Raw genomic sequence first — 14929 nt, 5'->3', positions numbered from 1 at the left:
CATATCTCCTACCTCTCTGCCCTTATTTAGGAATGAAATTTAATGAGCAATTCAATTTCTGTCTTTCCTTTTTGAGTTTGCTTGGCAATTTCTTCAATAGATTTCCCATTTCTATGCATAGCGAGAATTTGTTGTTCGGGTGTTAATGATTCTCGCTTTGGCGCTGGAGCTTCGTGTTTTTCAAGCTCTTGTCGCTTTTGTTGTTTATAAACATTTGCCGCTACATTTTTCGGAACAAATGCTTTCTTTTCAATGGATACTTGCTCCTTTAAAACCGATTCAGACAGCTGTTCACGCTTTATATCAACAAAATGATTAGCTTCTTGCTTTATTTCAGGCATGGCATTTTTAACAGTTGTTAGCTCACGCAGCAAACGGTCATTTTCTTCTCGCATTTCGATTAAATAAACGCCGATTGCATCATCCATCTCCTGCATTAGCTGATTTTGTCTCACTTCTAAATCTTTAAACTTTGCGACCTTATTATTCAATAATATGATTAAATAAAAAATAATCAGCTGTGCAATAATAAGCCCTATTATTAAAAAACTAATAACTGAATTCATACATTCTCCTATCCGCTATAGTCAATAAAGTTTCCTTTAAACGGGTGATGTGCTTTCACTTTTTCTTCTTCTTTTTTCTTTTTGTTTTTGCTTTGCTGTTCGGCATTCGCTGTATTATTACCTTCTTTGTTATCTGACACAGCATCTAAATTTTCTGTGTCATTAACTGTTTTTTGTTTTCGCTCTATTTCCTTTTTTAAAGCTTCATTTGCGTGCATTTGTTGAAGTATGTTGTTTTGATGCTGCTGGTCAGCTATTTTTCCGGCATCGAACGTTTTAGGAATCGCAATTTGTAACTCTACACCTTTTAAGCTCATACTAATCCACTCCCTATGAATTAATTACTTCTGGCGATAAAAACTTGCGCAATTTAAACAATGCCTTTGAATGAATTTGTGATATGCGGGAAGTAGACAAATCAAGCATCTCGCCAATTTCTGTCAAGGTCATTTCCTCAGTATAAAATAAGCTTAATACAAGCTGCTCTTTGTCATTTAATTTTTCAATATTGCGCCCCAAATCGGCTAATAGCTCATTGTGCACGATTTCCTGTTCTGGCGTTCTCGTATCATCATCCCTTATAACAAAAACTTTTCCTTCCAACTCTTCTTGATCCTGTTGCTCATTAATTGATAAAACATTTGAAAAAAAATGTTCTTGAACGGTTTGATATATTTCTTCGATTGGTAGTTGCATATGTGCAGCTAACTCCTCTGGTGTAACATGACGCATTAGCTTTTGCTCAAGCTCCTCAATTTGAGCTTCAAGCTTTTTAGCTTTTTCTCGCGCTGAGCGTGGTAACCAATCTTCCTTGCGCAAACCATCTATAATTGCACCTCTTACACGAAATGATGCATAGGTGTCGAATTTTAAATCTCTCTTTATATCAAATTTATTTAAAGCATCAAATAACCCCATCATGCCTAAGCTATATAAATCATCTCTAGAAACATTTTTCGGTAATCCAGCCCCGATACGTTGCACATGATAAGATACAAGCGGCTTATATTTTTTTATTAACTGATTACCTGCATCTACATCTCGCTCCATCGTCCAGCTATGCCAAAGATTTTGCTCGTCATTTATAATTGGTTGTGTCACACGTATCCACCTCTCTTTAAAATCGATTATACCTCTCAAGTCCAGGTTTTCAGATGATATAAGAACTTCGCTGCTTCAAAATTTTTTATGCTATGTCAACCAAATAGAGTGCCTCTCATGATAAAGCCCCCGACGGATGTCACAAATTTTGAAAAGAGGCGGTCTGTTAACCGTTGACGCATGTATGACGCTTTTAGGTTAACTTCTACTAAGAGCAAAAATCTGGACGAGAGTTAGCCAAAATGTAATGGCTAGCTAACTCTTTTCAAATCATCAGCTCTGTAAAAAATATTAGTAATTTTCTAGACAGCCCTTATTATTACAACTATTATAACAAATTCACACATATTTTTCATATGTACGCAGAATACTTTCTTATAAAAAAAAGAACTGTTCAGAAAGTTTTCATCTTTCTAAACAGCCCTCTATTTCATCAATTAAGGAAATTAGCTATTGACCATTTCATCCTCTTTATGCATCATTGTCCGTACAACCTGTGCAATATCCTCCGTGCTTTCATCAGCAAACTCAACTGTTGATGTAGCATTTTGTTGAATAAACGGTTGATTTTCTGATGATGTGGTATCCTCAGTTTCTACGGATTCTCCACTAAACGCAATTTCTTGTGGTGTATAAAAAATATAGCCTAAAAAATAACGTAGTGGAAATGCGATGATAAAGCCAATAAATGCAACACCTAGTGCCGTTAATAACGTTGGAAGTGGCATTACAAAAGGTTTTTGAATTGCATAGATGAAATAAGCAGTAAAGCTAATTAACGCAATCCAACAATTTATTAAAATCGAACCAAGCATTATATTTCACTCACCCCTCGGTTCACTGTACGAATATTTAACTTGTTCGTAACAGGACTAAATTCAATTGTTCGCCCACTATTTCCACCTGTATCCTCTGCAATAAGAGGAATTTTATATTTATTTAGTTCATTTTTTACAGCTTCTACATTGCGGGGACCAATTCGCATAGAACTTTTATCGGATGTAAATTGGAACATTTGTGCACCACCAGCGATTTTCGCCTTTAGTTTAAACGTTTGAACACCTTCTGCTTTTAACAAGTCTAATAGCGCTTTAATGCCTGTATCAGCAAATTTAGCTACATTTGTAGCATCTACTTTTCCTAAGCTCGAATCTGGAAGCATAACATGAATTAAACCAGCGATTTGTTTCGTTTCATCGTAAATGACAACACCTACACACGACCCTAAACCAGATGTACGAATCGTTTTAGGTGCCTTTACTACATCCATTTGTGCAATACCTACTTTAACAATTGTGTCAGATGTAAACATTTAGGATACACCTAACACTTTAAAAATTGTTGCGAATGAATCTGGGTCTGGTAACAAAAAGAAATGCCCATGAACAGCTTCAGAGATAGCGATATCTTCTTCAAAAATGGATGTATTAATAACGATAACATGATCGCTTACTTGAGATAATTCAATTAATCCTGTACTAATAATAGCGCCAAACATGTCAACACTTAACCCTGGCACAGTCGGATAAATTTTTAATTTAGTAAAATCTGATAGTGCAGATAGATAGGAGCCTGATAAAATATTGCCCATTTCCTGCATCGCAGATAGCGCAAGCTCCGACACGGGGGCTTTATAAAAATCAAACGTCTCATCATGAATTAAACGTTGAATAAAGCGGTTTGCTTGTTCAATCGGCAGAATGAAAAACATGCTGCCTTCAACATCCCCTTCAATTCTTAAAAAAACGCCCACAACAACTGTTTCAGAGCCCCCTGCTAGCTCCATCATATGGTCAAATGTCACCATTTCGACCTTAGGTACTTGCATATCAATTTTTTTGCTTAACAAATCCGACAGTGCAGTTGCTGCATGTGCAGCACCAATATTTCCAATTTCCTTTAATACATCTAAATGCAGCGAAGTAATTTTTTGATTGAAATTCATTCATATCCCTACTTTAGTAGCCTCTAAATAGCAAAAGCTATTAGAGGCGTCATTTTAGCTTAATGGATTTAATACTTTGTCTAAATGCAATAAAATTAATAAACGATTGTCTAACTTAGCAACACCTGAAATAAACTCCTCTTCTAAAGAACCTACAACTTCTGGTTGTTGCTCAATAGAGCCTGCAGCGATATCTAATACGTCATTAGCAGAATCAACAACAAAGCCTACTTCCATATCTTCCAACGTAATAATAATGATACGTGCTGCATCCTCTTCACCTAAAATCGGTAAATTAAAACGTTCACGTAAATCAATAATTGGTGTAACAACGCCACGTAAATTAATAACTCCTTTTACATAGGCAGGCGTTTTAGGTACACGCGTAATATGCATTAATTTTTCAATTCCTTGCACATGTGATACTGGAATCGCATATTCTTTATCTGCTAATTGAAAAACAATTACTTTAATATATTCTTGTTCAACAGCATTTGTCATAGTTTACACCTCTTCTTATCCTTATCACTTCATTAGCGCATTACAATCAACAATTAATGCTACTTTTCCGTTTCCTAAAATTGTTGCACCTGAAATTGCAAAAATATTTGTTAAATAATTTCCTAAAGATTTCAATACGATTTCCTGCTGTCCGATAAAGGAATCAACAACTAAACCAGCAAGTTTTTCGCCTTTACGTACAATTACGACAGAATAGAATTCGTCATCCTGTGCTTCTGTACGTGGAACTTCGAAAATTTCATCTAAGAATACAAGCGGTACGACTTTACCACGGAAGTCAATTACTTTTTGATTATGTGCATTCAAAATATCTGAATGACGGATAATAGATGTTTCAATAATTGACGATAAAGGTACTGCATAAATTTCTTTTTCGATTTCTACAAGCATTACAGAGATGATTGATAGTGTTAATGGCAGTTGAATAGAGAATGTTGAACCAACACCTTCAGTCGAGTCAATGGAAATATTTCCACCTAATGATTCGATTGTTGTTTTTACAACATCCAGCCCTACACCGCGACCTGAAATATCAGAAATAACATCTGCTGTTGAGAAACCAGAAGCTAAAATCAGCTCATTAATTTGTTTATCTGACAATGTTTTGGCTGTTTCTGTCGTAACAATCCCTTTAGAAATGGCTTTTTCTAATACTTTGTCACGGTTAATGCCTGCACCATCATCTTCAATTTCAATAAATACATAGTTTCCACTATGGAAAGCACGTAGCTGTACAGTTCCTTCTTCAGGCTTCCCTTTGGCAATACGCACTTCAGGACTTTCAATACCGTGGTCAAGTGAGTTACGAATTAAATGCACAAGCGGATCACCGATTTCATCGATAACAGTGCGATCTAACTCTGTTTCTGCCCCAATAATTTCTAAATTAATTTTCTTATTTAAGTCGCGCGATAATTGACGTACCATTTTTGGGAAACGATTAAATACTGTTTCAACTTGTACCATGCGCATTGTTAAGACGATATTTTGTAAATCTCCCATTACACGGCTCATACGTTCTACTGTTTCATTTAATTCTTGATGATTCACTTCTGCAGAAATCGATTGTAAACGACCACGGTCAATCACAAGCTCTTCAAACAGATTCATTAAAATATCAAGGCGCTCGATATTTACGCGAATCATTTTGTTCGAAACATGACCACCAGACTTACTATTAGATACTGGTGCCTTGGCATTTTTAGCTGGTACTTCCGCCACTGCTTTTACCGTTAATTCTGGCTGTGGCTCTGCTTCAACAACCTCTACTTTTTTCTCTGACTGTACATCTTTTTCTTCTAAAGGTACGACTTTTACTTCTTCTACTTCAGAAACCTTCATTAATTTCTTTTGTAAATCATCGGCAGGTTCTTTTGAAATATAGGCAATATGGAATACTTGGTCAAATTGTTCATCCTCTAAACGATCAACTGCTGGAACAGATTTAATGACATCTCCGTTTTTTTCTAAAATCTCGAATACCATGAAAACACGCGCTGCCTTTAATAAGCAATCTTCACGTAATGTCACCGTAATTTCATATGCTGAATGCCCTTGCTCGATAGATTGTGCTAACACTGTTTTTTCAAAATCATCATAATCTAAATGCGATTCTTGTTGAATTGTTGTTGCTGCTATTTCTTCTGCTGCGGCAGGCTGGCCTACTTCCTCACCTGCTTCAATGCGCTTTAACTTCTCCACTGTCGCCTGTACATCGCGCTTACCGTCGCCGCCCTCTGCAATGTTCATTACCATTTCCTCTAGATGATCAACAGACTCAAACACAACATCTAAAATTTCTGGCGTTACTTCAATTTTTTCATTGCGAATAGCATCTAAAACATTTTCCATTTTATGTGTCAAATCCGCTAAATCCTCAAACCCCATCGTTGCAGACATACCTTTCAATGTATGAGCTGAACGGAAAATTTCATTAACAATTGATAAATCTTGTGGATTCTTTTCTAATTCTAATAAATGTTCACTACATGACTGTAAATGTTCTTTACTTTCTTCGATGAACATTTCTAAATATTGATTTACTTCCATATGAAGGCACCCCTTTAGTACATATATTTCATAATTGTTTGTGCGATATCCTCTACGTCTACCACTTCATCAACAAGCTGTGTTTCTACTGCTGCTTTTGGCATACCGTAAACGATACAAGTATCCGCAGATTCAGCAATTGCTCTTACATTACCTGATTTTTTTAATTCTTTTAAACCGTTTGCTCCATCTTGGCCCATACCAGTCATAATCACTGCCACTTTATCCATATCAGGACAATTACTAACATCCTCAAACATCACGTCTACTGATGGACGGTGACCCGATCTTGGTGGCTCTGTCTGATCAAGCACAATCCCATAGGTCGTTCCAATTTTACGAAGCCTTAGATGATAGCCGCCTGGTGCAATATAGGCAACGCCATCCTTTAAAATATCACCTTGTTCTGCTTCTTTTACATGAATATTACTTAATTGATCTAAACGATTTGCTAAAGATTTTGTAAAACCTGCTGGCATATGTTGCACAATTAAAATTGGTGCACGAACGTTTTCAGGAATTTTCGTAATCACTTCTTGCAATGCACGGGGTCCTCCTGTGGATGTGCCAATTAAAATAATTTTTCTAGATGTCCTGCTCCACTCTTTCTTATTTGGGAGTGTTGTTAACTCTACCGGCTGCTGCTTTTTGATTGTCGGTGGCGGCGTATTCAATGATTTCTCTACTTTCACTACTTCTTTTCTGTGAATCGGTTTCATCGGTCTTTTCAACTTCGTAACAGAGATGTTCGCAGCAGCTTCTACTTTTTGAACTAATTCCTCTTTAATTTTATGTAAATCAAGAGAAATGGTACCGCTCGTTTTAGCAACAAAATCTACAGCGCCATACTCCATTGCTGCTAACGTATTTTCCGTGCCTTGCTTTGTTGTGCTTGATAGCATCACTACCGGCACAGGACATTGATTCATAATTTCTCTTAAGGCATCTAAGCCATTCATTTCAGGCATTTCTACATCCATTGTGACAACATTTGGTTGCAGTTGTTGTATTTTTTCAATTGCATCTTTCCCATTGCGCGCTGTTCCCACCACTTCAATATTTAAGTTCCCATCAAAAAAGTCGCCAACTAGCTTTCTCATAAAAGCCGAATCATCTACAATAAGCAACTTTTTCTTATTTGAAAATCTCAACTAATCACGCCCTTTCGAAAAAATACTTTTCAGTTTCGTTAAAAAATTATTCGAATGTTTCGGTGCATGTATTTCTTCTGTTGTTTCTTGTAAAAAACGTTGCACAATTTGTTGCATCGTTTTTGAAATTGGAGCATTCGGATATAAAATAGTAAAGGGTACTTGCTCTCTTACAGCCTTTCGTACGACAGGGTCCTCTGGCAATGAGCCTAGCGGTATAACTTCCTTCGACATAAATTTTTGCATAGCTCCATTTAAACGACTGAGCGTCTCCTGTCCTTCTTCTTTAGACATAACGCGATTACATAATAGATAAAATGTTTTTTCGCTGTCTTTTAAATGAATAAACTTCATCATCGAATAAGCATCCATAATAGCGGTTGGCTCTGCTGTAGAAATAACGATAATTTCATCGATTGATGTTAATAAATCGAGCGACCAATTTGTTGCTCCAGCTCCCATATCAAATAAAATATAGTCAAATGATTGCTGTAGCTGTCTAAACGCCTCAATAAGTGCCTCAAACATAGAGTCAGACCATTCTACTAATGCCGACATTCCTGAGCCTCCTGAGATGTAGCGTACACCATTTGGTCCTTCAAACATCGCTTGCTTGAGTGTCACATTCCCCTGTAGATAATCTTTTAAACTATATTCTGTCGTTTTACCAAAAAGAATATGAATGTTGCCCATACCGATATCCATATCTAAAATAACAACATTCTTTCCTTCCTTCGCTAATAATGCCGCAAAATTCGTTGTAAAGTTACTTTTTCCTACACCGCCTTTACCGCTTACTATTGCTAATGATTTTCCAAGGGCACCTTGACTTTCTAGCATTTTCATTCGTAAAATTTCAGCCTGATCTCTCATGTAATTTCTCCTCGAAAGAACAACTCAAACATTTTTTCTAAACTTGGCTCCTCTATATCTTCCGGTACTTCTTGCCCATTTGTATAGTAAGCAAGTCCTTTCTTATATTTAATCATTAAATTGAACATTGTGCCAATAGAATTTGTCTCATCTAGCTTCGTAAAAATGAATTTTTCGACATGAATTTGCTCAAATTGCTTAATAATTACATCTAAATCTTGTTCTTTTGATGTTAAGGACAAGACTAAAAATGTTTGTACATTATCGCCAAATTTGATGAGCTGCTGCAAATCTGTGATATATTTAGCTTCTTTATAATTACGGCCAGCAGTATCAATAAATACTAAATCTAAATGCGCAAATTTTTCAATCGCCGCTTTATAATCTTCAGCACTATAAACGATTTCAATTGGCACTTGTAGTAAACCAGCGTATGTTTTAAGCTGCTCAATTGCCGCAATACGATATGTATCTGTTGTAATAAAGCCGACCTTCTTTTTCTTTTCTAGCACAGCTCTTGCAGCCATCTTCGCAATCGTAGTCGTTTTCCCCACACCAGTTGGACCAAGCACATTAATATATTTTTTGTCATACGACACGCCGCCAATTTCCACGTCGCGCAATTTGCGCTCCAATACGCGCTCTGTCGCTGCTTGGAAATTTTCAAAATCAATCGAATCTATATCTTTAATATTAACAAAAAGCTCATCACTAATTTGTGTGATGAGCTCTTCATTCAGCTCTTGCTGTTTCAAATAATCGATAAAGTGCAAGAGTTCATCAGGGTATTTTGACTGAATGGATTGTCGATGTAATGATTGCATAATGGATTTTAAATCAGCAATTTCTTTTTTTAATTCATTTGTTATAGCTGAATCCTCTTCTAATGATGCTTTTTTCAAAACCTTTTGCTCAGTTTCTTTTACTGATGTCGATGCTGGTACTTGTACAATCGGCTTTAACAATTGCAAATCTTGTAAAGGTGGGAAAGCGGACTTCGCTTCCACCTTATCAATACCTGCTACAACTTCAAAGCTCTTCTTTTTGACTAGACCAAAAAACTTTTTATCTACTACGACCTTGGAATTTAAAATTACTGCATCATCCCCTAGATCAGCACGAATTAGTTTCATTGCTTCTGCTATGGATGGTGCATTATATTTTTTCATCTTCATTCAACATTCACCACTCCAACACTTTGAATTTCCACAGCTGCATCAAGTTCGTTATAGCTTAAAATCGGAATTTGAGGGAAATAGCGTTCCGTTAATTGGCGTAAATACATACGCACACCTGGTGAACATAAAATTAACGGTGATTGTTCCATATAGGATACTCGTTCTACTTCCTTTGCGATTGTTTCCAACACCAACTGGGAGTCATGTGGGTCCATCGCCAAATAATTACCATGATCTGTTTGCTGAATGCTATCTGCAATTAATTTTTCGACTTTCGCTGAAACCGTAATTACTTTAAGTGCTGGCTGACCGTTGACATATTGTGTTGTAATTTGCCTTGCAAGTGCTTGTCTCACATATTCCGTTAATATATCTGTATCACTTGTTAGCTTTGAATAGTCCGCTAGCGTTTCAAAAATAATTGGCAAGTTACGAATCGATACATTTTCACGTAATAGCTTGCTAAGCACCTTTTGAATTTCTCCAATAGATAATGGTGTAGGCGTCAATTCCTCTACTAAAATAGCATGTGTTTCACGTAAATGATCAATTAATTGTTTCGTTTCTTGGCGTCCAAGCAATTCATATGCATTCGCTCGAATCATTTCTGTTAAATGTGTTGATACAACGCTTGGTGGGTCAACAACTGTATAACCGAGCATTTCTGCCTCTTCCTTCACTTGCTCTGTAATCCATTTGGCAGGCAAGCCAAAGGATGGTTCAATTGTATCGATACCTTCAATACTATCATCATCACCAGGACTCATCGCTAAATAGTGATCTAATAAAAGTTCGCCACGCGCCATTTCATTTCCTTTAATTTTAATGCGATATTCATTTGGTTGTAATTGTATATTGTCACGAATTCGCACAACCGGAATAACAATACCTAGTTCTAATGCTAGCTGGCGGCGAATCATGACAACCCGATCTAATAAATCTCCACCTTGTGAAGCATCTACGAGTGGAATTAAGCCGTAGCCAAATTCAAACTCAATTGGATCGACATTTAATAAATTAACAACATTCTCGGGACTTTTCATCGTATCTGTTGCAACTTCTTCCTCTAGTTCAAGCAGCTCTTCTGGGCTTTCCTCCTGTTTACGATCCATTAACCAAGCACCAATCGCTAATGCGCCAGAAATTGGAATCGTAATCCAAAATGGAATTGGCGTAAATAAGCCAAGTAAAAAAATAGTAGCCCCTGCTACGTAAAGCAATTTAGATTGTGCAAATAATTGCCTTGTAATATCCTCGCCTAAATTGCCATCAGATGCTGCACGTGTTACGACAATACCTGTTGCAGTTGAAATTAACAGTGCTGGAATTTGCGATACAAGACCATCCCCCACCGTTAATATGGAGAATTTATTTGCTGCTTCACCAAAGCTTAAACCTAAATTAAGTATTCCGATAATCATCCCAAATAATAGGTTGATAAATACCATAATAATCGAGGCGATCGCATCCCCTTTTACGAACTTTGTGGCACCATCCATCGCTCCGTAAAAGTCCGATTCGCCAGCCACTTTGTCACGTCGTTCACGTGCTTCCTTTTCAGAAATAATGCCAGCATTTAAATCAGCATCAATACTCATCTGCTTACCAGGCATCGCATCCAATGTGAAACGTGCTGCAACTTCAGCTACACGCTCTGCCCCTTTTGTAATAACAATAAATTGAATAATAACTAACAGCATGAAAATAACTAAACCGACTAAAATATTTCCACCTGTTACGAAATTACCGAAGGTTTCTACTACCTCACCGGCATCACCATTCGCTAAGATGGCACGTGTTGTAGAAACACTCAACCCTAAACGAAATAGCGTTAATAACAAGATAACGGATGGGAAAATAGAAAAATCTAAAGCTTCCTTCATATTCATAGCGGTTAATAGCACGAGTAGGGCAAGCGTTATATTAATAATAATAAGAAAGCTTAACAACCACGTTGGTAGAGGGATAATGAGCATCGCTACTACTAAAATAACCGCAGCTAAAACCCCTATATCGCGAATTTTCATTACTTTCCCTCCTGAATCGGTACTTAAATTTTGCGTTTAATACGGTATACGTATGCTAAAATTTCTGCTACTGCTTTAAAAAACTCTTCTGGTACGGCATCACCAATTTCTACTTGGTCATACATCGCACGTGCCAATGGTCGATTTTCCACCATAATGACATCATGCTCTTTTGCAATCATTTTAATTTTTTGTGCTACAAAATCAGTTCCTTTTGCAACAACCCTTGGTGCATCCATGCTATCTTCATCATATTTTAATGCGATAGCATAGTGCGTCGGGTTTGTAATGACGACATCCGCTGATGGTATTTCCTGCATCATACGACGCATCGCCATTTCGCGTTGTCGTTGCTTAATTTTCGATTTAATTAAAGGATCACCTTCACTATTTTTATGTTCATCTTTAATATCTTGCTTAGACATTTTTAACTGCTTTTCATATTCATATTTTTCGTACATATAATCAAGCAATGCGATAAAGACAAGCATTAATGCAGCCGCAAGACCCATAATCCCAGTTAAGTAAGCAACTGTCCCTAAACTTTCCCAAGGGCTCTTAAAAGCTAAAGATAATACTTTTTCTAAATTCATCCAAATTACAATTGTTGTAACAGCACCAATAAAAGACACTTTTAGTAACGATTTAATTAAATTGATAATCGCCCTTAAAGAAATAATTTTTTTTATCCCTTTAATTGGATCCATTTTTTTTAAATCTAATTTTAACGTTTCTGTTGTGAATAACAAGCCAAATTGGAAATAGTTAGCTCCAATACCTGCAACCATCGCAGCTAGCATGATTGGCAAAACAATTTTTGCCATTTCCTTTAAAGATTCGACAAACATCTCCATTGCCACATCTGCGGTTAGTGTATCAATTAATAAGTTACGCTCAAATGTTTGGTTTAAAAAATCGACTAAACCTTTAAACATAGATGGTGCAGCAACAAATAAAAAAATGAACATCAGAAGCAATAAAACTGCAGCTGTTACATCCTGACTTTTTAATACTTGTCCCTTTTTTCTCGCATCTTGCCGCTTTTTAGGGGTCGCTTTCTCCGTTTTTTCACCTGCAAAAAATTGAAGGTCCAACGTTATATAAAGTTTCATGTTAGCCACCACCTAAAAGAACCATTAAATCTCGTAAGTGCACAACCATCATCTCAATCAGCCTTTGCATAACGCCTACCATAACGCCCATCGTCACAATTAACACGATGAAGCCAACTGCAATTTTAATCGGGAAACCGACGACAAAAATATTCATTTGCGGTACAGTTTTTCCTGTTATACCAAGTGCTACTGTAACTAAAAATAATGTTGCAATTATTGGAGCTGACATTTGAAAGGCAATAGCAAATACAGCTGTAAATGTTTTTAAAATAAACTCCACCGTCGCCTCACTGCCGAAATTAGGGAAAAGCTGATCCATTGGTATAAACTGATAGCTATAAAAAATACCATCTAGCAATAGGTGATGCCCATTAATAGCTAACATCGTCAACAAGGCTAGGAAGTTAAAAAATTGACCCATTAATGGACTTTGGGTACCTGTTTGTGGATCAATAATATTGGCCATTGCAAAGCCCATTTGAAAATCGATAAATCCTCCCGCAATTTGGACTGCTGACATAATCATATAAGCGATTAAACCGAGCATTAATCCAATAATTGCTTCTTTTAATACAAGTAGTATGTAAGTACCATCAAATGCAATTGCCTCATTTGGAAATGTATAATACATAATTAATGATAGCGCAAACGCTAAAGCAATCCTCATTTGAGGTGGTATTGTGCGATATGAAAATAACGGAATAGATACAAAAAAGGCAGAAACACGAACAAAAATTAACAGCAGGACAGTTATTTTAGGAACTAATTCTACCATCTTTTATCCTATAAAACGAACTAAATTATTTAAAATATCATGGAAATAATTCGTCATTTGTGAAATCATAAATGGTCCAAAAAAGATAAGTGCGACAAATACAGCAACGATTTTTGGTACAAAAGCTAATGTTTGCTCCTGAATCGATGTTGTTGCTTGGAAAATACTAACTAGCAACCCTGTCGCTAACGCAATTAATAATAGTGGTCCTGAAGTAATCAAGATAACAAACACTGCTCGCTCTGCAACTGAAATGACCATTTCTTGTGTCATTATGTATCATCCCCTAAAAACTTTGAAGTAATGATTTCATTACTAAATACCAGCCATCTACCAATACAAATAATAGAATTTTAAATGGCAATGAAACCATAACAGGCGGTAACATCATCATCCCCATCGACATCAAGGTACTTGCTACAACCATGTCGATTACTAAAAAAGGAATGAAAATCATAAAGCCCATTTGAAATGCTGTTTTTATTTCACTTAACGCAAAGGCGGGTACTAGCATTGTAAGTGGTATTTCCTCAATTGTTGCTGGCCGCTCTGCTTGATTATATGAAATAAATAATTCTAAATCCTTCTGCCTCGTATGCTCTGCCATAAACTCTTTAAAGGGCACTGCGGCACGATCGTATGCTTCCTCAAGCCCGATTTCCTCATTAAACAACGGCTGTAAAGCTTGATCATTCACTTCTTGGAAGGTAGGTGCCATAACAAAAAATGTTAAAAATAACGCTAACCCAATAATTACTTGGTTTGGGGGCATTTGCTGTGTAGCCAGTGCAGTTCTCGTAAAAGATAAAACGATGACGATACGTGTAAACGATGTCATCAAAATTAAAATACTAGGTGCTAAAGACAGTACAGTTAGTAAAAGAAGTAATTTGACGGACGTCGAGACATTTGCTGGATCAAAATCAGAGAATGCAGTAATTAATGACATCATTGCTTATCATGCTCCTTTTCTTTCCATTGCTCTAGTCCATTACTACGTTCTTTTTTTATTTCTGATAGTTTGCTATCAAATATATTGCCAAAGCTTTGTGCTTGTTGCTCCGTTTTTTGCTTTTGTTCCGATTTCCCTTTAAACAACTCTACAATATAAGGCACTGTTGATATCGCTGTTTGTTTCTCATCATAGTGAGATAAAATTTGTTCAATCTCCTCTTCATCTGACACCTCTTTTAAGAGTTGCACATTTTCACCAACACCAACCATATAAAGGCGGTTGCCAACTTGAAGAATTTGAACAGATTTTTGTGCGCCAACAGATATTCCACCAACATTCCGCACAACACTATTTTGTTGATATTTGACATTGCGCTTATTTAAAAATTTGAGCACAGCAATGAGTAGAGCTAATACGAAAATAAAGGCTAAAAATACTTTGATAAACCCCCATAAACTGAAAGATTCAGATGCCGGAGCAATTTCATTCGTATCGGCATCTGTTTCAGTATTATTTATATCCTTATCCTTCTTCTCATCATTTATAGATGGGTAGTTGTCTTTAACAAATCCCTCTACAGCTGCATGTGCTTCAATCGGTATAAAAACGGCAATCAATACAAGCAGCATCACAAAAAAATACGCATGTAATGATTTGTTTTTTAGCATTCTA

The 14929-nt window shown here is 36.5% G+C and carries 17 protein-coding genes; all 17 read right to left on the bottom strand.

Going from position 1 to position 14929, the window contains the following annotated elements; translation table 11 throughout:
- Window positions 1-26 precede the first annotated feature (26 nt).
- On the bottom strand, window positions 27-566 hold the full coding sequence (locus M3Z76_RS05235; protein WP_293921304.1) for a DUF6115 domain-containing protein: 540 nt from the start codon (window positions 564-566) through the stop codon (window positions 27-29).
- 8 nt (window positions 567-574) lie between these two features.
- Window positions 575-883 carry an RNA polymerase subunit sigma gene (locus M3Z76_RS05230; RefSeq protein ID WP_293921306.1) on the bottom strand — a complete coding sequence of 103 codons (309 nt, stop codon included), beginning with the start codon at window positions 881-883 and terminating at the stop codon, window positions 575-577.
- 13 nt (window positions 884-896) lie between these two features.
- Window positions 897-1667 carry a FliA/WhiG family RNA polymerase sigma factor gene (locus M3Z76_RS05225; RefSeq protein WP_293921307.1) on the bottom strand — a complete coding sequence of 257 codons (771 nt, stop codon included), beginning with the start codon at window positions 1665-1667 and terminating at the stop codon, window positions 897-899.
- A 446-nt stretch (window positions 1668-2113) separates the two neighbouring features.
- A complete protein-coding gene (locus M3Z76_RS05220) occupies window positions 2114-2482 on the bottom strand; it encodes a multidrug transporter (protein ID WP_293921308.1) in 369 nt (122 codons plus the stop codon).
- On the bottom strand, window positions 2482-2979 hold the full coding sequence (locus tag M3Z76_RS05215; protein WP_293921310.1) for a chemotaxis protein CheD: 498 nt from the start codon (window positions 2977-2979) through the stop codon (window positions 2482-2484). Before M3Z76_RS05215 ends, M3Z76_RS05220 begins: the two co-directional genes overlap by 1 nt.
- On the bottom strand, window positions 2980-3612 hold the full coding sequence (locus tag M3Z76_RS05210) for a chemotaxis protein CheC (protein ID WP_293921311.1): 633 nt from the start codon (window positions 3610-3612) through the stop codon (window positions 2980-2982).
- 54 nt (window positions 3613-3666) lie between these two features.
- Entirely contained in the window at window positions 3667-4113 is a 447-nt protein-coding gene (locus M3Z76_RS05205; protein WP_293921312.1) for a chemotaxis protein CheW, read from the bottom strand.
- A gap of 24 nt (window positions 4114-4137) precedes the next feature.
- Window positions 4138-6183, bottom strand: a complete 2046-nt coding sequence (locus M3Z76_RS05200; RefSeq protein WP_293921314.1) for a chemotaxis protein CheA — start codon at window positions 6181-6183, stop codon at window positions 4138-4140.
- A 14-nt stretch (window positions 6184-6197) separates the two neighbouring features.
- A complete protein-coding gene (locus M3Z76_RS05195; RefSeq protein WP_406601116.1) occupies window positions 6198-7283 on the bottom strand; it encodes a protein-glutamate methylesterase/protein-glutamine glutaminase in 1086 nt (361 codons plus the stop codon).
- Between the two features lie 51 nt (window positions 7284-7334).
- On the bottom strand, window positions 7335-8207 hold the full coding sequence (locus tag M3Z76_RS05190; protein ID WP_293921316.1) for a MinD/ParA family protein: 873 nt from the start codon (window positions 8205-8207) through the stop codon (window positions 7335-7337).
- Window positions 8204-9382 (bottom strand): flagellar biosynthesis GTPase FlhF, encoded by a 1179-nt coding sequence (gene flhF / locus M3Z76_RS05185; RefSeq protein WP_293921318.1) that lies wholly within the window; start codon window positions 9380-9382, stop codon window positions 8204-8206. Before flhF ends, M3Z76_RS05190 begins: the two co-directional genes overlap by 4 nt.
- Window positions 9379-11412, bottom strand: a complete 2034-nt coding sequence (gene flhA / locus M3Z76_RS05180; RefSeq protein ID WP_293921319.1) for a flagellar biosynthesis protein FlhA — start codon at window positions 11410-11412, stop codon at window positions 9379-9381. The genes flhF and flhA overlap by 4 nt, the downstream gene beginning before the upstream one ends.
- A 23-nt stretch (window positions 11413-11435) precedes the next feature.
- Window positions 11436-12524 carry a flagellar biosynthesis protein FlhB gene (flhB, locus tag M3Z76_RS05175; RefSeq protein WP_293921320.1) on the bottom strand — a complete coding sequence of 363 codons (1089 nt, stop codon included), beginning with the start codon at window positions 12522-12524 and terminating at the stop codon, window positions 11436-11438.
- A gap of 1 nt (window position 12525) precedes the next feature.
- Window positions 12526-13302 (bottom strand): flagellar biosynthetic protein FliR, encoded by a 777-nt coding sequence (fliR, locus tag M3Z76_RS05170; protein ID WP_293921321.1) that lies wholly within the window; start codon window positions 13300-13302, stop codon window positions 12526-12528.
- Between the two features lie 3 nt (window positions 13303-13305).
- The gene (fliQ, locus tag M3Z76_RS05165) at window positions 13306-13575 is read right to left on the bottom strand and encodes a flagellar biosynthesis protein FliQ (protein WP_293921322.1); all 270 of its coding nucleotides are present in this window, start codon (window positions 13573-13575) and stop codon (window positions 13306-13308) included.
- A gap of 13 nt (window positions 13576-13588) precedes the next feature.
- Window positions 13589-14254, bottom strand: a complete 666-nt coding sequence (gene fliP, locus M3Z76_RS05160; protein ID WP_293921323.1) for a flagellar type III secretion system pore protein FliP — start codon at window positions 14252-14254, stop codon at window positions 13589-13591.
- Complete coding sequence (locus M3Z76_RS05155) at window positions 14251-14925, bottom strand: flagellar biosynthetic protein FliO (RefSeq protein ID WP_293921324.1); 675 nt, start codon at window positions 14923-14925, stop codon at window positions 14251-14253. The genes fliP and M3Z76_RS05155 overlap by 4 nt, the downstream gene beginning before the upstream one ends.
- Between the last annotated feature and the right edge of the window lie 4 nt (window positions 14926-14929).

This window comes from Metasolibacillus sp. (assembly GCF_025291715.1).
GTDB lineage: Bacteria > Bacillota > Bacilli > Bacillales_A > Planococcaceae > Metasolibacillus > Metasolibacillus louembei.
This window is presented reverse-complemented; position numbering and strand designations above follow the sequence as displayed.